The following is a 24350-nucleotide window of genomic DNA, read 5'->3' as shown; positions in this document are numbered from 1 at the left end:
ATGAGGATTGACGGCCGCTCGCGCTGCGTTGACGACCAGACCGGCGTAGTGCGGGGTTTATAACGTGCTTGTGGACGCACGCATTGTGCGTTGCATCGAAGCGATGCGAAGCCGCGCAAAGCCGGCGGCCGGCTTCGCACCGGCTTCGCACCGGGATCGCTCAGGCTTGCGCGTCGTCGCTCTCGCCGAGCATGCGCATCGCGGCTTTCTCCGCGTTCGCCACGTGCAGGCGCGCGAGCGCCTGGGCTTCGTCGGCGTCGCGTGCCTTGAGCGCCTTGTAGAGTTTGTCGATTTCGCGCAGGCTGCTCGGCAGCCGGTCGGGATGCATCAGCGACGTGGCGCGCAGCAGATTCACCCGCGAATACAGGCTGTTCAGAACCTCCTTAACCAGCGCATTGCCGCAGTTGTCGAGCAGCACCTCATAGAGCGCGGTCTTGGCCTTGAGCACGCCCGCCTGGTCTTGCGCCATCGCCTGGGTGCGCAGTTCCTTCGCGGCCTCGCCGAATTGCGCAATGGCGGCGTCGCTGGCGAGTCTGGCGAACTCGTGCGCCGCGAAGCCTTCCAGCAACCCGCGCAACGCATACAGTTCGCTCGCTTCCTGCTGCGAGATGACGGCGACGATAGGGCCTTTGTGCGGCACGCTGCGCACGAGCTTCTCCGCTTCGAGCTTGCGCAGCGCTTCGCGTACCGAGGTACGGCTCACGCCGAGCGACTCGCACAGTTCGCGCTCGATCAGACGCGCGCCCGGCGCGAAGCGCCCGCTCATGATGGCCTGCCGCAGCACGTTTTCGACCTGATGACGTAGCGTCTCAGGTCGGACCAACCCGATATCAGTCGACATTATTGTCTTCCCGTCCGACAAAGTTACAGTCGCTATGATACTTCACCGCCAGCCGTTTTCCGTCCTCCGTTACGCATAAAACGCGTTCATTGTTGCCTCGCCGCAGCGCTTCAGTTGTAGCCGAGTATCGCAACGGCCCGCACATGCGCGTGGTCGGTGCCGTTCGCGGCGAGCCGCGCGAGCGGCAGCGCCTGCAATGCGCGGAACGTCGAATGGGAATCGCGCCCGCGTGAATCGGGGTTTCGAGGCGGGCGCGCAGCACGCGTGTCGGTCCCGCTCGATGCGTTCAGGCGAAGCTTTCCGAGGTCAAGCATCGACGGCCACGCGCTGCTTCGCCAGTGCCGCTTCGAGCAGCGGCGCGCCGAGTTCGGCGCCGTGAATGCCCGTCGTGCTGACGATCTCCAGCAGTTCCATCAGTTCGTCGGCCGTCGCGCCGTAGCGCAGCGCGTTGCGTATGTGCAGCTTGAGGCCGGGCACATACAGATGGGTCGACGACGCGTCGAACGCGCAATACATGAACTCCTTGATCTTCGGACTCAGCACGCCCGTGCGCCACGGCACCGAAGAAAACTCGACATACGCTTCGAACAGATCGGGATCGAGTTCGAGCAGCCCTTCCCACGTTGGATGCCAGTAGCCGCGATTCTTCTCGAATGCATCCTTGAGTGCGCGGCGGCGTTCGTCGAGCGGCGCGGGTCCCGCGCGCAAGCCTTCTTCCTCGAGCACTTCGAGCAATACGGGCACGCCGACATTGCTGGTGTGAATGCCGATCGTACTGATCAGCTCCAGCACTTCCATCAGCTCTTCACGCGTCGCGCCGAACCCGAGCGCGCGTTCGATATGATGCGCGACGCCCGGCCCGTACAGCTGCGTCGCGCATGCGTCGGCGGCGAGCGCGATGAACGCGCGCGTCTTGTCATCGAGATGGTTTCTGCGCTGGGGCACGGCGGAGAACTGCACGTACGCATCGACAAAGCCCGCATCGAGGCGCAGCATGCTGTCCCACGCGGCATTCCAGACGCCGTGCACGCGCACGAAGTCATCCCTGATCTGCTGCGGCTCGCGAGGCGCGCGCGCCGGCTGCTCTCCCTGCTTCATTCGCTTGCTCCTTCCGATAACGACAATGCTTTCCCCGCGCCGCGCGCCGTGTCAGCCCGCCGCGACGAGCCCCTGCGGATAATCCGCTTCGGCCACTTCTTCCTGCCACGTCGCCTTGCCGATCGAGGTCGCGATGTGCACCATGTAGCTGCCGTCGCTCGCGCCGTGCCAGTGACGCTCGTTCGGCCCGATGAACACGATGTCGCCCTGGCGGATTTCCTGCGGCGCCTCGCCCTCCTTGCAAATCCAGCCCTTGCCCGCCGTCACCTGCAGCACCTGGCCCTGCTCGTGCGTATGCCAGTAGGTGCGGCCGCGCGGCGCGAAGAACACCGTGTTGATGGTGACGCCATCCGTCGGCGGCATCACGGGGTCGGCCCACACCGTGCCCGAAAACGTCTCGCCGCGCAGTTCCGACAACTTCCCTTCCGCCCTGCCGTGAAATACCTTCATGCCTGCTTCTCCTCTTTGCGAATCTTCCCGTCGTACAGTCGCACGCCGCCCGACACATCGCCGATCGCATCGACCACGCGGTTGCTGATCACGTCGCCATAACCCAGCGCCGTGCCAAGACCGAAGCTCGCGAGCGGCCCCGCTGCGTTCAGCGACACCACGCCCAGCTCGCGCGCGCGATCGACATACAGCACGACATCCTTGGTCATCAGCTTGCCCGTCAGCCCGCCTTCCAGATAATCGCCGTCGACGATCTTCGGAAAGCGGTTCAGCGTCGCGAAGTTCACGCCGCTGCTGCTGTTGAGCACGTCGAGCAGCAGATGCAGATCGAGCCCCGCCTTCTTGCCCGCCACCATCACCTCCGCGCTCGCCGCGAGGCTCACGGCATTCAGGAAGTTGTTCAGCAGCTTGGTGGTGTGGCCCGCGCCGCTCTCGCCCATGTGGGCGACCTTCGAACTGATCGGCGCGAATGCCCATTTGAGCGCTTCGACGGCGCTCGCGTCGCCACCGACCATCAACGTCAACGTGCCTTTCTCCGCTGCTGCCGCGCCGCCTGAAATGCCCGCATCGACATACTGCACGCCACTCTGCGTGAAGCGCCGCGCGAGCCGTATCGTCGAACTGGCGGCGGCCGTGCTCAGATCGACGACGATCTGTCCGGCGCGGCAATGCGCGAGCACGCCGCCCTCGCCTTCGACCACGGCCTCGACGACCTTGCTGTCCGGCAACGACATCATCACGACGTCGGCGAACTTCATCACGTCCGCGATCGATGCCGCGGCCTGTGCGCCCGCTGCCTTGACGCGCTCGGGCGCGGTGTCGTAACCGAGCACCGCAATGCCCGCATCGACGAGACGCCGCGCCATGCGGCCGCCCATGTTGCCGAGACCGATGAATCCGATCCGTTCCTTGTTCATTTCCGCTATTCCCTTGAAGTCAGGTGATTCGTCAGAAGTCGACGTCCTTCGTTTCCGGTCCCATCATCGCGCCCACCGCGCCGATTAGTCCGCCGATGCACAGCAGCACCACGGAGGTCATCCGCAACGGCATGAACGCGCCGAGCCAGTTCATATAGAACGCGTAGAACGACGGGATGATCACCGAGAGGCTGAAGCCGACGCCGAAGCCCGTTGCGCGCACATCGGTGACGAAGCGCTCGTTGATGTACGTGACGATCACGCCCCACGGCGACGTGACGAGCACGGCGAGCACGCAGACCAGCGCGATGATGGTGGGCAGCGACAATCCGTCGTTGTTCGCGAGCACGTACAGCAGCCCTGCGCCGACCGTCGCGATCAGCGGGCCGACGATCACGAAGAAGCGCCGCCGCCCGATCGCCTGCGCGATCAGCCCCGAGCCGATGTAGCTGAAGAACAGCACGAAGTACGTGATCATCAGCGTGGACGTCATCTGGAAGCCCGTCAGATGCAGCGTCTTCACGAGCAGGCCCGTCGGCAGGTAGATCGTGATGATGTTTTGCGTGAGCCAGAAGCCCGTCATCATCACCAGCACCTGCAGAAGGTTGCGGCCGCTCTTGCCGCGCAGCAGGTCCGTGAGCGGCAGTTTCTCCGGCTGGTCGGCCTTGTCGGCGGCTTCGCTTTTCCAGATCTCCGATTCGGCGACCTTGTGCACGTAGTACAGCGCGAGAATGCCCGCCAGCACGGCGCCCAGCACGAACGGAATGCGCCAGCCCCATTGCGCGTACGGCGAGTTCATGCCGTTCAGCGGAAAGAGCGCGAACATCAGCATCGCGACGAGATTGATCGACACATACGCAGCCGGAAAGCCCGCGATGATGAAACCGCCGACAAAGCCGCGCTGCTCTTTCTTCGAATACTCGATGGCCAGCGGCATCGCGCCCGTGTAGCCGCCCCCCAGAAAAATCCCGTCGACGAAGCGCAGCAGCACCAGCGCCCAGTACGACACGATGCCGATGCTCTCGTAGCCCGGCAGCAGCGCGATCAGCAGCGTGACCACGCCGAAGCCCGACACCGACCAGATCGACGCCTTGCGACGCCCGATGCGGTCCGCGATCATGCCGAACAGCAGCGCGCCGATAGGACGCCCGAGCAGCGTCGTGATGAACACCAGCGACGCGAGGATCGTCTCCATGCCGCTCGACAGATGCGGCGGCTGGAAAAACGCCAGCACCGGCGACAGCACGACGACGGGTAGATAGATATCGAACATGTCGATGTACTCGGAAAAGAACGCGCCTTTGATGGCATTGCGTCTTTTCGTTTCGATCGATTGCTCGCCTTCGGACTGTGCGATGTCGGTCGCAGTGAGGGTTTTCATCGTTGTCTCCAAGTCTCTGTCGGCATTGCTTATTGGGTTCGCGCTGCCTGGTGTGGTGTCGTCACAGCATCAGGCCGCCGAAGTCTCCGCTTCATATGCCTTGATCGCTTCCGTCGCGACGCGAAACGCAGCCAGCGCCAGCGGCGCGCCGCAATACACGGCCGCCTGCATCAGTACCGCGCGGATCTCGTCCTTCGTCACGCCGTTGCGCAGCGCGCCCTTCACGTGCACGGCCAGTTCGTGATGCTGGCTCATCGCCGTGAGCATGCCGAGGTTCAGCATGCTGCGCGTCTTGAACGACAGCGTCCTGTCGCCCCAGATGTCGCCCCAGCAACTCTCGGTGACGAACTTCTGCATCGGCCGGTTGAAGTCGTCGGCATTGGCCCATGACTTCTCCACATGGCCCGCGCCAAGCACTTCCTTGCGGTTTTCAAAACCTTTTTCGAAACGTTCGTTGCTGTCCATCTTGAGGTCCTCTCTGTTGCTTCAACCCGTTCAGTTGCTTTGCGCGTTACGACTGCCTGACGCGATGATTGTCCGACAATCTAAACGTGCAAAATTTTTTGGCCGTACTGGCCATACTTACCGGCTAAGCGCCGTAACCGACCAACGCCTTCATTTCCAGATACTCGCGCAGACCCGCTTCGCCCCACTCGCGCCCGTTGCCCGAGCGCTTGTAGCCGCCAAACGGCGCATGAAAATCGGCAGGCGGATAGTTCAGATGCACGCCGCCCGCGCGCAACGCGCGGCCCACCTTGCGGGCGCGTGCAATATCCGCCGATTGCACGTAGGCGGCGAGCCCATAATCCGTGCCGTTGGCGATCGCGATGGCGTCCGCTTCGGTGTCGTACGCAATCATCGACAGCACCGGCCCGAAGATTTCCTCGCGCGCGATCGTCATGTCGGGCGTGACGTCGGCGAACACGGTCGGCTTTGCGTAATAGCCTTTATCGATGCCTTCAGGCAAGCCTGTGCCGCCCGTCACGAGTCGCGCGCCTTCGTCGATGCCCGTCTGGATCAGCGCCTGCACGCGCTCGAACTGGTTGCGGTTGACGAGCGGGCCGAGTTGCGTCGAAGCGTCGTCGGTTGGACCGACGCGATACAGTTCCGCCGCGCGCTTCGCGATCTGCGCTGCATCGTTCATCAGATGACGCGGCACCAGCATGCGCGTCGGAATCGAGCACGACTGGCCCGAGTTCACGAAGCAGGCCGCGACGCCGCGCTTGACGGCCTCTTCGAGATCGACGTCGTCGAGCAGAATGTTCGCGGACTTGCCGCCCAGTTCCTGCGCGACGCGCTTGACGCTCGGCGCGGCCGACTGCGCGACCAGCACGCCCGCGCGCGTCGAGCCCGTGAACGACACCATGTCGATATCGGGATGGCTCGCAATCGCCTCGCCGACACCCGGGCCGTCGCCATTGACGAGATTGAACACGCCGGCGGGCACTTGCGCTTCGTCGAGCACTTCCGTGAAGAGCAGCGCGCTCAGCGGCGAATACTCGCTCGGCTTGAGCACCATCGTGCAACCCGCCGCGAGCGCGGGCGCGATCTTCACGACGATCTGGTTGACGGGCCAGTTCCACGGCGTAATCAGACCGCACACGCCGATCGCTTCGAGCACGACGCGCGTGCTGCCGCGCTGTTCTTCGAATTCGAAGCGTTCCAGCACGTCGATCAGCGCATTCAGATGCGCGGGGCCACGCGCCGCCTGGCCATTACGCGCGAACGTGACGGGCGCGCCCATCTCGCGGCGCATCGCTTCGGCGAACTCGTCGTAGCGGCGTTCGTAGATCTGCAGCACGCGCCGCAACAACGCGACGCGTTCCGCGACGCTCGTCGTGGACCACGCGGGAAACGCCCGGCGCGCGGCCGCGACCGCGCGGTCGACATCTTCCGCGTTGCCGAGCGCGAGCCGCTCGAACGGTGCCTCCGTGGCGGGATCGACGATATCGAACCAGCGGGCTGACGCGGGTTCGACCCAGCGTCCGTCGATATAAAACTGCGCTGCATGTGACATGGCAGGTTCCTGTCCAGAATCAGGGCGCATCGCGATCGAGCAGGCGATACATTTCGGTGTGGTCGGTGGCGGGCGTCGAACGTTGCGCGGCCTCGCTCCAGACTGCCGTGACCGTGTCGCCGAGCGTCATCGGATAACCGACCGACTGCGCGAGCGCATGAGCGATCTTCAGATCCTTGTTCATCAGTTGCAATGCGAAGCCGGACGCGAACGTGCCGCTCAGCATGAACTGCTTGACCTTGTTTTCCGACGTATTGCTGCGGCCCGACGAAGCATTGAGCACGTCCGTCATCGCCTCCGGCTCGATGCCGAAGCGCTGCGCGACGAGCAGCGCCTCGACGGTCGCCGCGAGTCCCGCCGCCGACACGTAGTTGTTCAGCGCCTTCGCCGCATGCCCCGAGCCCGCGCCGCCGATATGCAGAATGTTCTTGCCCATCGCTTCCAGCACGGGTTGGTACTGCGCGAGCACGTCCGCGCGGCCGCCGACGAGAATCGCCAGCGTGCCTTCCTTCGCTTTCTTCACGCCGCCGGAGACGGGCGCGTCCAGGTATGCGAGACCGCGTTCCTCGAGCGCCGCGCCGAGCTTGCGCGAGCGCTCCGGCTCCGAAGAACTCATGTCGATCACGACGGCGCCCTTCGCGAGCCGGCTTGCCCAACCGTCATGGCCGCCGCCAAGCAGCACGCTTTCGACGATGGCCGAGTTCGGCAGCATCGTGATCAACGCGTCGAGTGCGGCGGCGTTGTCGTGCGTCAAACGCTGCGCGCCCGTTTGCGCGGCGAGCGTGTCGGCGCGCGCTGCATCCGCGTCGTCGATGTACAGGTCGAAGCCCGCGTTGACGAGGCATTGCACCATCGGTGCGCCCATCATGCCGAGCCCGATAAAACCGATGCGCTTCTTCTGGGTCATGGCATCCGTCTCCTAGCGCAGCGCGGAGAACGAGGTCGGCGTCAAAAAGTGATTCTCGATGCGCTCGACGATCGGCCGCTCAGCTTCTGTCGCGGCGCGCGCCGCGATCCAGTCGGCGTCGGCCTGAAACGCGTTCCACTTCTGCTCGCGCTCGGCCAGGCTTTCCCATTGGATCATGTAGGTCAGCGCGTGATTGCTCGGGCCGATCAGCGTGGTCCAGAAACCGATCTGCTGGATGCCGTACTTCTCGAAGAAACCGAGCGTGTGCGTCGTGAAGCGGTCGAGCAAGGCAGGCAGGCGCGTCGGCGCGCAATGATAGATACGCATTTCAACGATCATGAAGTTCTCCGTGTTGCGTGTTGCGTGTTGTGGGTTCGATCCGGTGCTGCTTCAATCTTCGAGGCCGTCGACTGACGACCAGCGCTCGACGTATTTGACGAGTTCCGTCATATCGCGCGCGGCGCCGTCCTGCATCGCGGCGTAATTCCACATCTGGCGCGCGACGCTGCCCACCCACATCGGTACGCCGAGCGCCTGGCACTCGTCGACGGCGAGACCGATGTCCTTGCAGACGCTGCCGACGGGAAAGCCGAAATCGAAGGTGCCGGGCAACACGTGGTTCGGAAACTTGTCGAGCGTCGCACCGTTCTTGCCGCTGCCCGCGTTGATCACCGACATCATCACTTCCGGGTCCAGCCCGCCGCGCATGCCCGCGACGAACGCCTCGGACGTGATCGCGAACGCCGTCGACGACAACATGTTGTTCAGCAGCTTCAGCAATTGCCCCTGCCCCGCCTTGTCGCCGACCACGAACACCTTGCCGAGCACGTCGAACAGGCCGCGCACTTCCTCCAGCGCGACGGGATTGCCCGCCGCCATGATCGCGAGCGTGCCCTTCTTCGCGCCTGCCGCTCCGCCGCTCACGGGCGCATCGACCGTTTCGATTCCTTTTACGAGCAGCCCTTCTGCCACTTCCTTTTCGATGCGCGAACCGACCGTCGACAGATCGACCAGTACCTTGATCGCACTGCCGTCGATCAGGCCGCCCTCGCCGAGCGCGACCTGTTTGAAGATCGCGGGCGTGGGCAGGCTCGTGAAGACGATGCGCGCACTGTCGGCCACTTCACGCACCGACGCGGCAACCTGCGCGCCCGCCGCCTCGAGTTCCGCGAGGGCGGCTTCATCGCGGTCGTAGACGATGACCTTGTGACCCGCTTCGATCAGCCGCCGCGCCATGGGCCGACCCATCGTGCCGACGCCGACGAAACCGGGCGACGGACCGCGTTGCTGACTTGATGCCTGACTACTCGACATGACAATCCTCGTGAATGAAAAAATTCCGGCTCAATTCGAGCCGCGAGCACGCGCGAGACGCATCACCGCGGCCGCGTCGTGTTCGGTCTCGAACTTCCATAATCTGTCGATCAACGCTTGCGCATCGACGCCCGAGCGTGAATGCGCGGCCAGTCGATGCAGCTTGTCCGCGAGTTCGACGTTCGCGAGCGGCGCGGCCAGACTGCCGCGCGCCGCATGCACGCGATGCGCGATGCGCTCGCCCGAACGCAGAATGATCGTCACCTGTGCGGATTCGACGGGCCACGACGGGTCATCGATGAAACGCAGACGCTTTCCAGCCTCGTGTAGCGACGCGTCGGCGACGGCCGCATCGCTGAATTCATCGAGGCCAGCCTTGCCGCGCGACAACACCACGGCCACCGCATGCTGCGCGCTGACCTGCGATTCGCGGCCCGTGCGCACGCCTGGCCGGTCGGTGCGCTCGCGCAGCAGCGGATGCCCCATCAGTTCGATCTGTTCGATATCGCCGAGCGACCAGCGTGCGTCGCGCCGCAAATCGAGGCACGCTTCGATCACCGGGTTCAGCACGACGCCGCACGGATACGGCTTATACGTGTTCTTCAGCAGTTCCCACTCGTGCCCGAGTTCACGCGTCAGCGCGCTCCATGACGGTTGCGACGCCGTCACGCGCAGAAAGCCGCGCTCGCCTTCGAGCGGCGCGTCTGGGCCTGAAAAGCCATCTTCTGCCAGCAGTGCCGACAGCAATCCGTTGCGCGCCGCATTGCCGACGCTGATGCTCTTCGACATCGTGCCGAGCGTTTCGACCAGTCCGCCCGTTTGCACCGATGCGTTACCGAGCGCCCATGCAATGTGTTGCTCATCGAGTTCGAGCGCCTTCGCCACGGCGGCAGCCGCGCCGAACACGCCGCATGTCGACGTGATGTGCCAGCCGCGCTGATAGTGCTCCGGCGACACCGCATTGCCGATGCGGCATTCCACTTCGACGCCGAGCACGAACGCGAGCAGCAGCGCTTCGCCGCTCATCGCATGCGATTCGGCAAGCGCGAACAGCGCCGCCGCGACGGGCGCAGTCGGATGAATGATGGTGGGGATATGCGTGTCGTCGAAGTCGTAGACATTCGCGCTCATCGCGTTCAGCGCGGCTGCGTTCAGCATGTCCGTGCGCTCGCTGCGTCCTGCGATGCTCGCGTTTTCATCGGCGCGAAAACGCTGATAGACGTTGACGGCCTTATCGACTGTCGGATCGTGCGAGCCTGCCAGCGCGACCGCGAAGTAATTGACGAGCGAGCGTTTCGCTTCGTTGCGCACGTTAGCGGGCAAGTCGCGCCACTGCGTGTCCGCGACGAAGCGCGCCAGCGTGCGGGTCAACGTGCCGCTGCGCAATGCGTCGGCGTCGATGGAATCAGCCTGCAAGCCAGCCTCCTTCTATCGGCATCATCGCACCCGTGATCTGGCTCGCTGCCGGTCCGCACAGAAACACGACCATCTCGCCGACATGCGCGGCTTCGACCAGTTCGCCCGTCGGCTGCTTGCCCTTGAGGAACTCGCGCACGGCATCGCTGCGATTCAGCCCGCTCTCGTCCATCAACGCGTTGATGCGTCCGTCGATGTTCGGCGTCAGCACCGAGCCCGGACAGATCGCATTGCACGTGATGCCCTGGTTCAGCGTCTCGATGGCCACCGAGCGTGTCAGCCCAAGCAGCGCCGTCTTGGTCGTGACGTAATCGACGCGATTCGCCACAGCGCGCGCGCCATACACCGACGTCATGTTGAAGATGCGTCCCCAGCCGCGTTCGCGCATGCCGGGCAAGGTCAGTTGAATCGCGCGGAACGCGGCCGTCAGATTCACGGCAAGCGCGTTGTTCCACTGCTCGACCGGAAATGATTCGATATCCGCAAAATGCCGTACCACGGCGTTGTTGATCAGCACGTCGAGCGTTTTCACGCGTTCGCGCGCAGCGCCGATCAACGCATCGACGCCTGCTGGCGTCGCGAGATCCGCTTGCACGTAAGCGACGTTCACGTCGAACGCGGATGCCAGCTCGCCGGTGGTGCGCGTCATCTGCTGCGGCGCTTCGAGTCCGTGCAGCACGATGTCGCAGCCAGCGCCCGCGAGCGCTCGCGCCATTGCCAGCCCGAGGCCGTTCGACGAGCCTGTCACTAACGCGCCTTTGCCTTTCAGCATCATGAGTGCCGCCCCGCTCAGCGCGCTGGCGCGTCGAGACGCACGATCCAGCCCTCCGTCTCGCGATCGTGCGACGGATAGCGTGTCAGCACAGCGGGATCGTGGCCCGGAATCACATGTTCGGGAGAACTCGCCAGCCGGTGCGCGGCCTCATAGCCTTCGAGCATGTCGCCGACGTTGTAGACAACCGGGAACGGCCGGTGCTCCTGCATGTTCGCGTAGAAATGCGACGCATCCGAAGCGAGCACGACCCAGCCGCGCGCCGTGTGCACGCGCACGACCTGCAGGCCGTTCGTATGTCCGCCGACCCAATGCACGCTCAACCCGGACGTGATCTCCGACGCGCCGTCATGAAACTGCACGCGTCCGTCGAACAGGCGGCCGACCATCGACTTCACGTCTTCAGGCTCGAACGGATGACTCAAGGCGTGATGGCACATGCAGCGCCCGGTGCAATACGCCATCTCGCGGTCCTGAAGGTGATAACGCGCGCGCGGAAACAGCGTGCTGTTGCCCGCGTGGTCATAGTGCATGTGCGTGATGATCACGTCTTCGACGTCGTCGGCGCGAATGCCGATCTGCTTCAGCCCGCGCTCCACGGTGTTCGTGATCGTGCGGCCGCGCTTGTCGGCCATGGCCTGGTCGAAGCCCGTGTCGACGATGAACGTGCGCGATTCGCCCACCACGGCCCACACGAAGTAATCGAGCGGCATCGGCACGTCGTGCGAATCGCCGCCGATGAAGTTGTCGCGCGAACGGCGCTCGAAATGCGCGTACTTGACGGCATAGATGCGGTAGTTCTCAATGGGCGATGACATGTCTCGAGTGTCCTTTGTTTGTGCAGTGGTCCGTCGCGGCGTACGTTGCGCGGCGCTTATTTCATGGCCGCCGTCGCGCCGCCTTCGATGATTTCCGCGCTCGTGTCGCCGGTGCCGGCGGCAATCGATTCGAGCGAACGCTGCTTCGTTTCCGCGCCCAGCACGCCGACGATCAGCGCCTGAAGCAACAGCGTGCCGACGATCAGCGCCAGCACGCCCGCAATGCCGAAGCGCATGAATGCGCTCGCCACCGCATACGGCACGACGATGCTGACCGCGCGGCCTACCGTGTTCGCGAGGCCCGAGCCGCGCAGACGCAGTTCCGTCGGGAACAGTTCGGGTACATACGTCGCGACGCTGAACGACGACAGCACGTAGATGCAGCAGGTGATCGCAAACCCAAGCGCCGTGATCGCCACCGCCGACTGCGCAAACGGATACGCCACGCCGAAGGCCACGCACACCAGCGAAAACAATACGATGCCCCACTTCCGCCCAAGGTGCTCGGCGAGTGCAAAAGCGATCAGCGAGCCGATCGGGCCGCCCGCGAACATCACGGCTGTCAGACCAAGCGAACTGGAAACGCTATGTCCCTGCTTGACGAGGAAAGTCGGTATCCAACTGACGAATGCATAGTTGACCGTGAAGAGCGCGACAAGAACCGTGATGGCCGTAATCGTGCGCGTGAGCAGCCGGCGCGAGAACAGATCGCCGAGACGGCCGGTTTCGCTCGAATAGAACTCGCGCGTGGACGGTTCAGGCGCGTTGACCGCTGCATTGGCCGGATAACCGACGGCGTTACCGCACGCCGTCTCGATGTGCTCGACGATCTGCCGCGCTTCGTCGCCGCGTCCGCGCGACGCGAGCCAGCGCGGCGACTCCGGCATCGACTTGCGCAGGAACCACACGAACAGCGCGCCGCATCCCGCAATCGCGAACATCCAGCGCCAGCCGTATTGCGGCACGATCAGCCAGCCAAGGAAGGTCGACAGAAACAGCGACGTGTTGATGATCAGATTGAGAATGGTGCCGAAGCGGCCGCGCCAGACTGCGGGAATGAACTCGCTCAGCGTGCCGTAGCCGACGACGATCTCCGCGCCCATGCCGACGCCCATCACGAGACGAAAGAAGATCAGCCAGTAGATCGACGGCGCGAGCGCCGCGGCAATCGATGCGAAGCCGTAGATGCCGAGATTGAACTGATAGCAGAAGCGGCGCCCGAAGCGGTCGCCTAGCAGCCCGGAAAGCCACGCGCCCGTCATCATGCCGATGAAGGTGACGGAGACGAACGTCGCGTTGAGGCTGAGCGTGGATTCGCCGCTATGGATCATCGCAGCGAGCACGGTGCCGGCGATGTAGATGTCGAACGAATCGAAATACATGCCGGCCGCGATCAGGCCCAGCAGACGCCAATGGAAGCCGGACAAAGGCAGCCTGTCCAGGCGCGCTCCGATGCTGGCATCCATCTGCATGATGCTGTCTCCATGACGTTAGCGTTTTTTTGCGGTCCCTTTTGCGTTCCATGCTGCTGGTTGCTGCGGAACGCCCGGCGGCCGATCGATGGGTTGGATTATATTCCTGTCATACAATCCGTCAAGAAGACGATTCAAATTGTTCGTCGATTCGTCCATGACCTTCGCCACCGCGGCGCATCACGTCTGCAATCGCGGTACCCTTACGGGTTTTGACCGACCCAAAAAAGGACCGCGATGTCTGCTTTCCCCTTCGACGCCGTGTTATTCGATTGCGACGGCGTGCTCGTCGATTCGGAAACGATCACCAATACCGTGCTGGCAGCGATGCTCGGCGAACTGGGCTGGCATCTGAGCGTCGACGAAGCGATGTCGATCTTCGTGGGCAAGACCGTGATGGACGAGGCGCCGCTGATCGAAGCGAAAACGGGCGTGCGTATCACGCCCGCCTGGCTCGAAACGTTTCGCGCGCGCCGCAACGCCGCGCTCGAACGTGAAGTGACGGCGATCGAAGGCATTGTCGAAACGGTCGCTGTGTTGCATGCGCGGCTCGATGGACGGATTGCCGTGGCATCCGGCGCGGACCGCGTCAAGCTACGCCTGCAGCTGGCGAAAGCCGGGGTGCTCGACGACTTCGAGGGACGCATCTTCAGCGGCCAGGAGACGCCGCGCAACAAACCCCACCCGGACGTTTATCTCGCCGCAGCCGCAGGACTCGGCGTCGATCCGGCGCGTTGCGCGGTGATCGAAGACACCGTGACGGGCGCCACGGCAGGCCGCGCGGCGGGCGCGACCGTGTTCGGCTACAGTCCCGGTGAAAAAGGCCATAGCTCGAAAGAAGCGTTGAGAGCCGTCGGCGTCGCCGACGTGTTCGAAGAGATGGCGCACTTGCCGGCGCTGCTCGCGGGCTGGCAACGCTGACCGCCGCCTGTACGTCGACGCGTGGCCGCGTGGCCGCGTGGCCGCGTGGCCGCGTGGCCGCGCCGAGCACGGCAAGCTCAAAGCATTTCGGCCTGTTCGAGATTCGCGCCGAAAAAGAAACGGCTCAGCTCACGCGTCAGCTCGTTGAGGATCGCCATTTCCGGTTGCGTGATCTTGTGCACGGCCTGCACGTCGGTCCAGTCGCCGTACGCGAGCGCGACCGTGGTGTCGTTGGACTTCACGGGCAGGAGCACGAAGGCCTGCGCATCGGCGAGATGCGCCTTGAACCAGTCCGGCAGACGCGCTTCCATGCGCGGCTCGTGCGCGTTCTCGATGAAGATGCCAACCGGGTTCGCAATCGCGAGATGGAACACGTCGGGCTGGAAGCCCGCGCCGAAGCTGAGTGTGGGCAGCATGCGTTCCATGTCCGGGCCGAAGCCGATGCGCGCGTGATAGCGCGCGTCGGCCTGGCGCACGAACACGAGCGTGCGCGACATCGACAGGCCCGCCAGAATGGTTTCGGAAGCCAGTGTCAGCACGGGCAAAAGTGCCTTGCTCGACGGCAGCGCGCGCAAGTCTTCGAGACCGGCCGAAAGACGCGCCTGCGCGGACTTCCCGGTGCGCACGATCGCATCGGCATGCGCGCGCAACTCGGAGATCTCCTGCATCAGCCCTTCGTTGCTTTCTTCGTCGACCAACGCGGCGCTCAGCGCGTCGAGCCGGGCCGCATCGATCCTGAGCGCGTCGCTATAGAGGCTCGCGAGTTCGGCGAGGCCGCGCTCCAGCTCGTCGCCCGCCGCCTGGGTGACGAGCACGTTGGCGACTTCCGTCGAATAGCTGTTGACGGCCCGCAGCCAGCGCACATGCTCCGAGAGCGGCTCGTCCGATGCCGAGCCGATGGCCTGCATGCCCGCCGAAATCGTTTCCGGCAGACGCCAGCGGCGCGCCGCCTCGCTGCCGATGTCCTCGAAGCTCACGCCGAGCAGCTGCGCGCAGGCGTCGCTGTCGTCGATCTGGTCGGTCACCGCCGTGCGGCGCAGCCGGTCCCATTCGCTTTCCAGATAGAACGCCACCAGCAGCCGGCCGACCTGACGCATCAGCGCGCACACCACGGCTTCTTCCGCGACGCGCAGATCGACGCCTTCCGTGATGCGCCGCGCAACCGTTCCGCATAGCAGCGCACGGTTCAGTTCGAGCTTCGCGTCGATACGGTGCGGCGCGCTGTGATGAAAGTGATCGACGATCTTCATCCCGACCACGAGATGGCCGACGGTGTCCATGCCGAGGACCATGAGCGCGCGGGTCACCGTCGTGATGTTGCCGCCGAACGCGACATACATGGCGGAATTGGCGAGCCGCAGCACCTTTTGCGTGAGGCCGACATCCGAAAGCACGACCTGCACGAGCGACGTGAAGTCCAGATCGTCGTTATTCATCGCCGACACGGTGGTGCGCAACGCCTGCGAGAGCATCGGGAAATCCCCGCGCTCGCTCATGCGGGCCCACAGTTTTTCCAGCAGTTCGGACTTGACGACGGGGGACATCTGATGGTGATGGAGGACAGATACGTTGAAAGGCAACCACAGTACCCGTGATTAAAACACAACCCGTCGTCCGTCACTGTGCCGGCAAGCCTCGAAGAGCCTGCAAACCGTCGGCCTGTTGCGTGATTGCGCATCGATTGCGCATTATTTCGAAGCCTTACCGTGTCTCCATTGCGCGACATTCCGCGCGCTCCGGGCGCCACAGGCGGCGTTCGGCGCCATGTGGGCCTCAGATATCGACACCCGAGGCGACGATCATCGCGCCCGCGTTCCCCGGCGGTGTGCCGTTCGCGCGCGGACAGTAGACGGTTTCGCCCGCCCTGATGGAGCGGCCCGTCAGCACGCATTGTCCGGCCCGGCGCGCGATGTTCACGCGCCATGTCTGATAGCCGTAATGGCCCGTGCGCGCGTCGCACCATGAAACCGTCAGCGTCTGCGCGGTCGGCTTGTCGAGCACGCGCACGGTCGGCTCGCTGCGCCCGTCCCAGCATGCGGCTGGGCGCGCGCTGCGCCGCGCCGGACGCGGTGGGCGCGGGGTTTTGGCAGGTTCCGGCGTGACCTCGAAATTGCCGATCGCCACGACAGTCCGGCGCCAGACATCGGCAAGCTCTTCGTTCCGTATGCGCTCTGACATGATTAATTCAACACGTGATGAATATCGAGATCGTAGCGTCGCGGGGCGCGCGTGTCAAACGCATGCGCCGCCAGGACCACTGCGGCTCGCGTCCGGACGCTCGGTTAAACTCACGCCTGACGGGACGATCGGCAGACTCATTCGAATGAAAGATGTGATGGCAGCGGCAGAACCCCAAAAGGACAAGAAGCGTGCGCGCGGACGCCCGGCATCGGGTGTGTCGGTCGGGCCGGACGCGATCCTGCGCAATGCGCGCAAGAGTTTCGGCAAACGGGGATTCGAGGCAACGAGCGTGCGCGAGATCGCACGCGATTCAGGCGTCGATGCGGCGCTCGTCGCGCATCATTTCGGCTCGAAAGAGACACTTTGGCTGGCCGTCGTCGAACAGATCGCCGGGCAGATGGCGCCGATGATCGACGCGACGTCGGCGTTGCGGACCGCGTCGCTGGGCGCGAGAGCGCGGGTGGAAACGGCGGTGGCCAGATTCATCGACGAGGTGTTCGACGACCCCGACGTGGGCATTTTCTTTTCGACGGCGGCGACGGAAGAAGGCGAGCGGCTCAATGTGCTGATCGAGCGGCTGGTGCGCCCTTATCACGACGCGATGGTGCCGCTCTTCGCCGACGCGGCGCGGCAAGACGAACTGAAGGTCAAGGACCCGGAGCTGATGTTTTTCATGCTGCTGAACGCGATCAGCAAGACGGTCGCCTACAGCCATCTGATGCTGGCGTTTTCGCCGCTGCCGCAGCATGAGAAGAAGTTCAAGCGAATGGTGCTGGAGACGGCGCTGGGCATGCTTGCCTGATCGATCCGCACGGCTTCGCGACGACCTTGACGCACGGCAAATCGAAGCAGGTGGCGTTCAGACGGCGGCCGCGCGGCGCGCCTGATACAGCATTTCCCGTTCGAGCAGATCGAGCAGCGCGATGACCCGCTGCCGTTGGGTCGCCACCAGATCGTAAGTCTGCGCCAGCTTGCGCAGCCGCTTCGCCCAGTATTCGTAGTCGAGCTTCGACACGTCGTCCGTGTCCGTCCGGCGAACCACGTACTGAACCATCCTCTCCAGATGCTCCAGCTCCACGTCCGCCAGGCTCGCTGAGCGCAGCGTCCCGACACCCGCCGGCGTTTCCACTCCTGTTACCGCCATGTTGGCCCCCGATCGTCACCCGTCGCTGCCCGGCACGCGGCGCCCGGCTGTCCCCGGCGACAGCGGAGCGGCGTCATCGCGTCCACGGTGCCGTCGATCTCCATGACGCACCGCCACGCGACCTGTCCGGCTCTTTTCGGATAACGATAGCGCCGCTTTCCCGCACGGCTTTACCGTGCGTCTCAGTTGCGCGCGGAAGCGGTGGAAATCCGGCGCCGCGTTGCTTTCGGTCCAGGCAGGACAACGCGCATCGCAAACGATTGCGCCAGCTACGAAGTCCGCTCGACTGCGAACTTTCGATACGACGCGAAGCGCGTATCGCCATGCAGCGCGGAAAAGACCTCGATCTGATGCAACGGGCCCAACGGACCTGTGACGATGTCGTGCGCGGCGAGGTCGTCCAGCGTGGCCGGGATACCGCGCTCCGAAGTGCTTTGAAACGGCAGCGCCGTCACTTCGCTGCAATGCAAAAAGCCAGCAGCCCCGCTGTCACCTCGTCGATGATCTGCTTCATCTCGGCATATGGCGGATGGAACGGCGTGGGATTGTCGGGGCTGCCCCATTCGATCGTGTAGGAAAACACCTTCGCCTTCTTCGCGTCGACGATATGACGGCTGAATGCGTAGTCGTCGGACGTGCCCGCCGTCGGATACAGGCTCATCGACTGCTCCGTCTTGTACACGCGGCCGCGCGACGCCTTGATCGCGTCGCGCATTTCGTTGGCGAGATCGACGGCGATCTTCTTGTCCGCCGTCGCGATGTACTCGCGATACGCCTTGTCGTTGGCAATGCCGCGCTTGCCGTCGTAGGCGGCATTCTGGAAGTTCATGTCGGGATGGCCGCTCTGGTTCTCGTCGTCGCCCCAGTTGTACAGAATGTCTTCCGAATAGCTGTGCAGATCGACGAAATAACGGATGTTCGGGTAGGTGTCGAACATCCACACGGCGTTCTTCGTTTCCGGCTCCGATTCGGCGGCAGGACCGATATACACCTCGTAGTCGCAGGGATCGGTGGAATTGGCGATCGGACTTTCCGGATCGAAATACTGCGGGAAATTCCACAGAAAGTTGTAGTTGCGGTTGATATCGACGCCGCAGCATTGCGGCTTGACATGCCCCGGCGGCGCGCGCCGGCGGTTCTTGCGCCACATCGACTCGGTCGACATGCTGTAGTGGCGGCCATCGGGATTCGCTTGCGGAAACACGAACAGGTCTTTGCTTTCGACCACGTGCTTGATGTCCGCCGCCTTGAACGTGCGGCTGCCGATCTTGACCGGTTTGTGCGTGGTGTACGCGTTGGCGAGCAGTTGCACGAAATGGATCAGGATATCCGGGCTGCCCCATTCGCGCGCGTGCACGCCGCCGAGGAAATAGATGCCGGGGCGCCCCGCCGCGTCGCCTTTGCCGATCTTCAGCGCGTGGCAACTGCGCTTTTCCCAGGTTGGGTGAGGCAGCTTGATCAGCTTCGTGAATGCATCGTTGGGCGCGGCGCTTGCGGCGGCGAGCGCCGCCTCGATTTGGCCGACATCGAGATAGCCGGTGCCCGCCGCGACTGACAGCGCTTCCAGCGCATGCGGCGCGGCCAGTTGCGCGCGCGTTTCCGCCTGGCGCACCTTGCCTTGCGCCTCGGCATCCTCCAGCCGCTCGACCTGGTAGCCGTCCGCTTCGAGCGCCTTGATCTGCGCATTGGTCGCGTGCGCGTCGACGCGATAGCCGCCGTGCACTTTCCCGACCGTATGGCGCGCGACCGTGACCTTGTACTTCGTCACGAGATCGGCCAGTGCCGCCTGATCCTTTCCTGTGATGCGCGCGTGGTAGCGGGACATGTTCGCTCTCCGGTCAGACGGCCTGGTCCACACGGCCCAGCCCCAGATGGCCTAGCCGTTCTAACCGAAGAACGGCGGACGCGGCGCACATTTCAATCGCCGCGCCGCAGCGCTTGCGCTTCACTTCAGATCGACAGTCACGAAACTGCGCGCGTGATTACGCTGGATCAGCAGTGCCGCCTTCTTGCCCGCCTTCGCCGCCAGCGCCGCCAGTTCATCCTGCGATGCAACCAGCGTGCCGTTCAGCGACAACACCACATCGCCCGGCTTGATACCGGCAGGACCCGCCGCGCCCGACACATCCTCGACCATCAGGCCTTCGGCCAGCCCGGTGGTGCGCCGTTCGTCGTCCGTCAGCGGATGCATGCTCAGACCGAGATGATCCAGCGGACCGACATCGCTCACACCCGTGCTCGCGTATTGCGCCGACGCCGCCAGGTTGACCATGATCGTCACCTGCTTGCGATTACGAATCAGCTTCACGGGGACTTTCGAGCCCGTCTGCGGCAGCGCATCCGGGTCGGCGAGATCCGCGGCGTGCTCGACGGGCTTGTCGGCGATCTGCACGATCACGTCGCCGGGCTTCAGCTTGCTCGTGGCGGCGGGACTGCCGGGCTCGACGGCGATCACCAGCGCGCCCGCCGCGCGCGGCAGACCGAACGCGCCGGCGAGTCCCGGATCGACGTCCTGCACCTGCATGCCGAACGCGCCGTGGGCACCGTCTGCATCTTGAGACTTCGACTGCGCCTGCAACTGTGCGCGCACCTTGTTCGCCATCGCAATCGGGATGGCAAAAGTCAGACTCTGGAAACGATCGCCGTCGGCATAGACCTGGACGTGTATGCCGACCACTTCCCCCGCGCGATTGAAAACCGGGCCGCCCGAGTTGTCGGGATTCAACGCGCCGTTGGTCTGGAAGAACGGAAACGTCGTGCCATCGGACAGCGTGCGCGACGTCGCGCTGACAATGCCCGCCGTCACCGTGTTCTGATAGCTGTCCGGTGAGCCGATCGTCAGCACCTGTTCGCCGACGCGCACACGCGTCGAATCGCCGAGCTTGACGACGGGCAGCTTCGTCGCTTCGATCTGGATCACAGCGACATCGCTTGGCCCATCGACGGCGACGACTTTTGCCTTGAACTCGCGCCGGTCGGTCAGGCGCACCGTCACGTCATCGGAGCCGTCGACGACATGCGCCGTCGTCAGTATCAGTCCGTTGGGACTGACGATGAAACCCGAGCCCACGCCCGACATCGCACGCGGCGAACTACTCTGCCCGTCCTGCAACTGCGGCATGGCCTGCCGGAAGAACGCGAACAGCGGGTCGTCACCGTCGATCGCTTCGGAGCTCGCGCCCGAAGCGGCCGCAGGCGCCGCGGCCGGCGCTGGCGGCGTTGGCGCTGCCAGCGGCTTTTCCGGCAGGATCGCGCGGATGTTCACGACGGCGGGCCCGTAACGCTCGACGATCGCCGGGAAGTCGAGCGGGGCGTTCGCATTCGCGGGCGCCGTTCGTTTCTCTTTCACTGGCGCGGACGCAGGCGACGGCGCGGAAGCAGCCGCAGCATGCGGTGCGATCGCTTCGGCGTTGGCGTGGGGGTATCCGGCGAGGCAGGCCGTTGTCACGGCGGTGCATAACCAGGTGCGGGATAGAGTCGAGTGAAACACAGCGCACCTCCGTGGCGTTCGTTATGCCTGGCACTGTGAAGACATTATTTCGTGCGTCGCAGCCGGCGACTGTGACATAGCACACCGAAGAGTCCGAAAAGAAACAGAGCCCATCCGGCCGACGCAAACCATGTCGCATGACGATCCACCCGCAAGCGCAGACGGATGCGATCGACCCTTGATGTCTGTCCGGGTGGATCGAGATCGACGTGAGATTCAGTTGCATGTTTGCCCGCAATGGACAATCCAGGACGCGAACGGTTGACCCGTTCGTCCTGATTCATTTATAGAGAGCGGGCAGCAAAATTGCAGCGAGTACAAATCCTGGCGTGCGTCGCTGGCACTGCTGCCGGTACGCTGATAGTCCGAACTGATAGTCCGCGCTGATGGTCCGCGCTGATAGCTCGATACGCGTCAGCGGCTACGCCGCCGTGACGCGATTACTGTCGCGCAAAACGCGTCATTCATTCGTGACGGTTCCGCGTCGATGAAGCGGGCAGCCAGACGCTCGCGGCTACGCATGCTCGCAAACGCTCACGCACGTTGCTTCGCGTTTCGACTTCGAAAGTCCTGGCCGCCCGCCTGCGCGGATCGTCCGCTACGCGCCGGTTATACCGACGACGCCGACAATGCCTGCGCGACACCCTCCGCCGTCGCCGCCGACAGCGTCCATCCGAGATGACCGTGACCTGTGTTGTAGAACACGCCACGGCGCTTGCCGCGTCCAACCTTCGGCAGCATGCCCGGCAACATCGGACGCAGCCCCGCCCACGGCACGACACGCGCTGTCGATACGCCGGGAAAATGCTCACGCGTCCAGCGCACGAGCGGCTCGATGCGGTCCGAACGGATATCGCGATTCAGGCCGTTCAGTTCCGCCGTGCCCGCGACGCGAAAGCGGTCCGCGCCAAGCCGGCTGGTGACGATCTTCGCGCTGTCGTCGAGCAGGCTGACCCACGGCGCGTGCTGCTGGCTCTTCGCATCGTCGAGACACACGGTGATCGAATAGCCCTTTACGGGGTACACGTTCACATGATCGCCGACCATCGCCGCGAACGCGCGGCTGCCGACTCCCGCGCAGATCACGAGGCTGTCGAACGCCGCCGCATCGCGCTGCCCTTGCGTTTGGCTCGCGACGACGAGCCGCCCGGTGCTTTCCTCGTGAATCGACTGCACCGCCGTGTCGTAGCGAAACTCGACGCCGTGCCGCGCACATGCGTCGGCGAGACCGCGCGTGAACTTGTGGATGTCGCCCGTCGAATCCGACGGCGTGAAAAAGCCGCCGTAGAACTCGCCGTGCAGCGCGGGCTCGATTGAACGGATTTCTTCCGGCGTGACGGCGCGCCGCTCCAGGCCGCCTTCGCGCAGCAGCGCATTGACCTTCAGCGCGGACTCGTACTCCTTGCGCGTCGCGTAGAAATGCAGGATGCCGCGCCGTTCGAGATCGAAGTCGATGCCTTCCCGCGCTGCAATACCGAACAGATGCTCGCGCGCGGCAATCGCGAGGCGCACGGTCTCGATCGTGTTCGCGCGGTAGTGCGGAATCTGCCGCATGAACTCGCCGATCCAGCTGTACTTGTGCCAGTCGGGACGCGGATTCATCAGCAGCGGCGCGTCGCGCCTGAACATCCAGCGCAGACCCTTGATGAGGGTCGCGCGGCTGTTCCAGACCTCGGCGTTGCTCGCCGACAGTTGCCCGCCGTTGGCAAACGAGGTTTCCATCGCCGCGTAGCGGTGACGCTCGAAAACAGTGACGCGATAGCCGCGTTGCGCAAGGGCGTAAGCGGTCGTGACGCCGGTAATCCCGGCGCCGATGATGGCGATTCGTGACATGACATGGTCCAGTGTTCGTTGAGCATCGCCGGCCGCGCTTCGTGCTGTCGCTTCTTGCTGCTGCACGCAGCAGCCGGCGCCGATGCCCCATCTGTCCATGTACCTGAGAGTTTCGCCCGCGCGCCGCGAACGGCGGGGGCTCCCCTTCGGTGGGCGCGCACGGCGCCGCTCTCCAGATGTTCCAGCTGCACGGTCCTTTTGCCTGAGAGTTTCCGGGGCGGTTGCTCCGTCGGCGTCGTCCGCTGGGGACGATCTCTCCCGTGCTGCGTTGTGGAACAGTGCGACCTTACCGAAGCCAAAAGAAGCTGGCAAGCCCCTCTTCCGGACGACCTTGCGCCGGACGGCTCAGCTCGATGTCAAGTCGGCTCGCGGCGCACCCGGCGCGAAACCTCTCCGGAAGTATTCGATCGTGAAGTCCACGAAGGTGCGCACTTTCGCCGACACATGCCGGCGGCCGGGATAGACGAGCGACATTTCCTTGAGACCGTTGGTCACCCGATACTGTTCGAGCACGCGCAGCAACGCGCCGTTCGCAATGTCGCCGATGACGTAGTCTTCGGGCAGGATGGCGAGGCCCATGTCGGCGAGCACCAGTTGCCGAAGCATGATCATGCTGTTCACCCTGCACACCGAGTCGAGATTCAAGGTCCGCTCGTGACCGTCGGCGCTCGCGAATGACCACTCGGTTCCGTGCATGTCTCGCGAAGGCGCGAGGAAGCTGTGCGAGGCAAGGTCTTCGAGCGAGGCCGGCGCGCCGTGCCGGTCGATATAGCCGGCGGACGCGACGACGGCGGGCCGCACCGACAGCAACGGACGCTTCACCAGGGTGCTGCCATTCACCTGCCACGACGCGACGATGCCGACGTCGAACCCATCTTCGACGAGATCGACGGAATGATGCAGCAGCGTGAGGTCCAGCTTCACCTTCGGATGACGCATCCGGTAGCGGTGCAGCAAAGGCGCCAGCGTCGCCAGTGAAAACGAGGCCGCCGCCGCGACCTTGAGCGTGCCCGTGGGCTCGCCCGCCTCTTCTGTCACGGCCGACTCCATCGAATCCAGCAACTCCAGCAGTTGCTGGCACCCTCTCGCATAAGCGCGGCCCGCTTCCGTCAACGACACGCTGCGCGTCGTGCGATTGACGAGACGCGCATTGAGATGCGCCTCCAGCAGCGCCACATAGCGCGTCACGACCGCATTGGAAAGATTGAGACTCGAAGCGGCTCGACTGAACGAGTTGTTCTCGGCGACTCTTAAGAAAATTCGTATTGCCTGCAACTTATTCAGCATGAGCAACAGAAATAAAACAGATTAGACATATATATCAACATTAAATCACCAAATCCATTCAGCGATACAGCCTAAATCACCGCAAATACGA

General features: G+C 64.1%; 23 protein-coding genes, 1 pseudogene and 1 riboswitch. Of the genes and pseudogenes, 2 read left to right on the top strand and 22 right to left on the bottom strand.

Annotated elements, in window-relative coordinates; genetic code table 11:
- Positions 1 to 160: 160 nt before the first annotated feature.
- From KFO72_RS04190 to KFO72_RS04120, 15 genes and pseudogenes are all read right to left on the bottom strand, one after another.
- Positions 161 to 841 (bottom strand): GntR family transcriptional regulator, encoded by a 681-nt coding sequence (locus KFO72_RS04190; protein ID WP_035994078.1) that lies wholly within the window; start codon positions 839 to 841, stop codon positions 161 to 163.
- A gap of 110 nt (positions 842 to 951) precedes the next feature.
- Entirely contained in the window at positions 952 to 1155 is a 204-nt protein-coding gene (locus KFO72_RS04185) for a hypothetical protein (RefSeq protein ID WP_225031469.1), read from the bottom strand.
- Positions 1148 to 1939, bottom strand: coding sequence for a carboxymuconolactone decarboxylase family protein (locus tag KFO72_RS04180; protein WP_062918152.1), 792 nt, complete (start codon positions 1937 to 1939; stop codon positions 1148 to 1150). The genes KFO72_RS04185 and KFO72_RS04180 overlap by 8 nt, the downstream gene beginning before the upstream one ends.
- Before the next feature lie 51 nt (positions 1940 to 1990).
- On the bottom strand, positions 1991 to 2389 hold the full coding sequence (locus KFO72_RS04175; protein ID WP_054932350.1) for a cupin domain-containing protein: 399 nt from the start codon (positions 2387 to 2389) through the stop codon (positions 1991 to 1993).
- Positions 2386 to 3321: pseudogene (locus KFO72_RS04170) on the bottom strand (NAD(P)-dependent oxidoreductase); the annotation flags it as partial. The pseudogene KFO72_RS04170 and the gene KFO72_RS04175, both read right to left, overlap by 4 nt.
- 16 nt (positions 3322 to 3337) lie before the next feature.
- Positions 3338 to 4687, bottom strand: coding sequence for an MFS transporter (locus KFO72_RS04165; RefSeq protein WP_054932352.1), 1350 nt, complete (start codon positions 4685 to 4687; stop codon positions 3338 to 3340).
- 69 nt (positions 4688 to 4756) lie between these two features.
- Complete coding sequence (locus KFO72_RS04160; protein WP_035994063.1) at positions 4757 to 5152, bottom strand: carboxymuconolactone decarboxylase family protein; 396 nt, start codon at positions 5150 to 5152, stop codon at positions 4757 to 4759.
- A gap of 124 nt (positions 5153 to 5276) precedes the next feature.
- Positions 5277 to 6704, bottom strand: coding sequence for an aldehyde dehydrogenase family protein (locus tag KFO72_RS04155; RefSeq protein ID WP_225031468.1), 1428 nt, complete (start codon positions 6702 to 6704; stop codon positions 5277 to 5279).
- A 19-nt stretch (positions 6705 to 6723) separates the two neighbouring features.
- Positions 6724 to 7611: an NAD(P)-dependent oxidoreductase gene (locus KFO72_RS04150; protein ID WP_054932354.1), complete on the bottom strand. Its 888-nt coding sequence runs from the start codon at positions 7609 to 7611 to the stop codon at positions 6724 to 6726.
- 12 nt (positions 7612 to 7623) lie between these two features.
- Positions 7624 to 7950, bottom strand: a complete 327-nt coding sequence (locus tag KFO72_RS04145; RefSeq protein WP_054932355.1) for an NIPSNAP family protein — start codon at positions 7948 to 7950, stop codon at positions 7624 to 7626.
- Between the two features lie 51 nt (positions 7951 to 8001).
- Positions 8002 to 8925, bottom strand: a complete 924-nt coding sequence (locus KFO72_RS04140) for an NAD(P)-dependent oxidoreductase (RefSeq protein ID WP_225031467.1) — start codon at positions 8923 to 8925, stop codon at positions 8002 to 8004.
- A gap of 30 nt (positions 8926 to 8955) precedes the next feature.
- The gene (locus KFO72_RS04135; RefSeq protein WP_225031466.1) at positions 8956 to 10341 is read right to left on the bottom strand and encodes an MmgE/PrpD family protein; all 1386 of its coding nucleotides are present in this window, start codon (positions 10339 to 10341) and stop codon (positions 8956 to 8958) included.
- A complete protein-coding gene (locus tag KFO72_RS04130) occupies positions 10331 to 11116 on the bottom strand; it encodes an SDR family oxidoreductase (protein ID WP_225031465.1) in 786 nt (261 codons plus the stop codon). The genes KFO72_RS04135 and KFO72_RS04130 overlap by 11 nt, the downstream gene beginning before the upstream one ends.
- A 14-nt stretch (positions 11117 to 11130) precedes the next feature.
- Entirely contained in the window at positions 11131 to 11931 is an 801-nt protein-coding gene (locus tag KFO72_RS04125) for an N-acyl homoserine lactonase family protein (protein ID WP_225031464.1), read from the bottom strand.
- 56 nt (positions 11932 to 11987) lie between these two features.
- Positions 11988 to 13403, bottom strand: a complete 1416-nt coding sequence (locus tag KFO72_RS04120) for an MFS transporter (protein ID WP_225031463.1) — start codon at positions 13401 to 13403, stop codon at positions 11988 to 11990.
- A gap of 237 nt (positions 13404 to 13640) precedes the next feature.
- Between KFO72_RS04120 and KFO72_RS04115 the strand changes: the two genes are divergently transcribed.
- Positions 13641 to 14324, top strand: coding sequence for an HAD family hydrolase (locus KFO72_RS04115; protein WP_054932361.1), 684 nt, complete (start codon positions 13641 to 13643; stop codon positions 14322 to 14324).
- 77 nt (positions 14325 to 14401) lie between these two features.
- On the opposite strand, the gene KFO72_RS04110 is transcribed toward KFO72_RS04115, so the two are convergent.
- Positions 14402 to 15868 carry an HDOD domain-containing protein gene (locus KFO72_RS04110; protein ID WP_225031462.1) on the bottom strand — a complete coding sequence of 489 codons (1467 nt, stop codon included), beginning with the start codon at positions 15866 to 15868 and terminating at the stop codon, positions 14402 to 14404.
- A gap of 229 nt (positions 15869 to 16097) precedes the next feature.
- Positions 16098 to 16502, bottom strand: coding sequence for a DUF3331 domain-containing protein (locus KFO72_RS04105; RefSeq protein ID WP_225031461.1), 405 nt, complete (start codon positions 16500 to 16502; stop codon positions 16098 to 16100).
- Positions 16503 to 16647: 145 nt separating this feature from the next.
- Here KFO72_RS04105 and KFO72_RS04100 point away from each other — a divergent pair, with 145 nt between their 5' ends.
- Positions 16648 to 17307 carry a TetR/AcrR family transcriptional regulator gene (locus KFO72_RS04100; protein WP_060608453.1) on the top strand — a complete coding sequence of 220 codons (660 nt, stop codon included), beginning with the start codon at positions 16648 to 16650 and terminating at the stop codon, positions 17305 to 17307.
- A gap of 57 nt (positions 17308 to 17364) precedes the next feature.
- On the opposite strand, the gene KFO72_RS04095 is transcribed toward KFO72_RS04100, so the two are convergent.
- The 5 genes from KFO72_RS04095 to KFO72_RS04075 form a co-directional block, all read right to left on the bottom strand.
- Positions 17365 to 17649: a hypothetical protein gene (locus KFO72_RS04095; RefSeq protein ID WP_225031460.1), complete on the bottom strand. Its 285-nt coding sequence runs from the start codon at positions 17647 to 17649 to the stop codon at positions 17365 to 17367.
- 451 nt (positions 17650 to 18100) lie between these two features.
- Positions 18101 to 19474, bottom strand: a complete 1374-nt coding sequence (locus tag KFO72_RS04090; protein WP_225031459.1) for a M14 family metallopeptidase — start codon at positions 19472 to 19474, stop codon at positions 18101 to 18103.
- A 120-nt stretch (positions 19475 to 19594) separates the two neighbouring features.
- Complete coding sequence (locus tag KFO72_RS04085) at positions 19595 to 21139, bottom strand: trypsin-like peptidase domain-containing protein (protein ID WP_054932371.1); 1545 nt, start codon at positions 21137 to 21139, stop codon at positions 19595 to 19597.
- Between the two features lie 609 nt (positions 21140 to 21748).
- Complete coding sequence (locus tag KFO72_RS04080) at positions 21749 to 22972, bottom strand: D-amino acid dehydrogenase (RefSeq protein ID WP_107201502.1); 1224 nt, start codon at positions 22970 to 22972, stop codon at positions 21749 to 21751.
- A gap of 180 nt (positions 22973 to 23152) precedes the next feature.
- Positions 23153 to 23243: riboswitch (glycine riboswitch) on the bottom strand.
- A 74-nt stretch (positions 23244 to 23317) separates the two neighbouring features.
- On the bottom strand, positions 23318 to 24259 hold the full coding sequence (locus KFO72_RS04075; RefSeq protein WP_225031458.1) for a LysR family transcriptional regulator: 942 nt from the start codon (positions 24257 to 24259) through the stop codon (positions 23318 to 23320).
- Between the last annotated feature and the right edge of the window lie 91 nt (positions 24260 to 24350).

Source organism: Paraburkholderia sp. XV, assembly GCF_020177535.1.
GTDB classification, from domain to species: Bacteria; Pseudomonadota; Gammaproteobacteria; order Burkholderiales; family Burkholderiaceae; genus Paraburkholderia; species Paraburkholderia caribensis.
The sequence above is the reverse complement of the archived record's forward strand: the minus strand, read 5'-3'. Positions and strand labels throughout refer to the sequence as shown.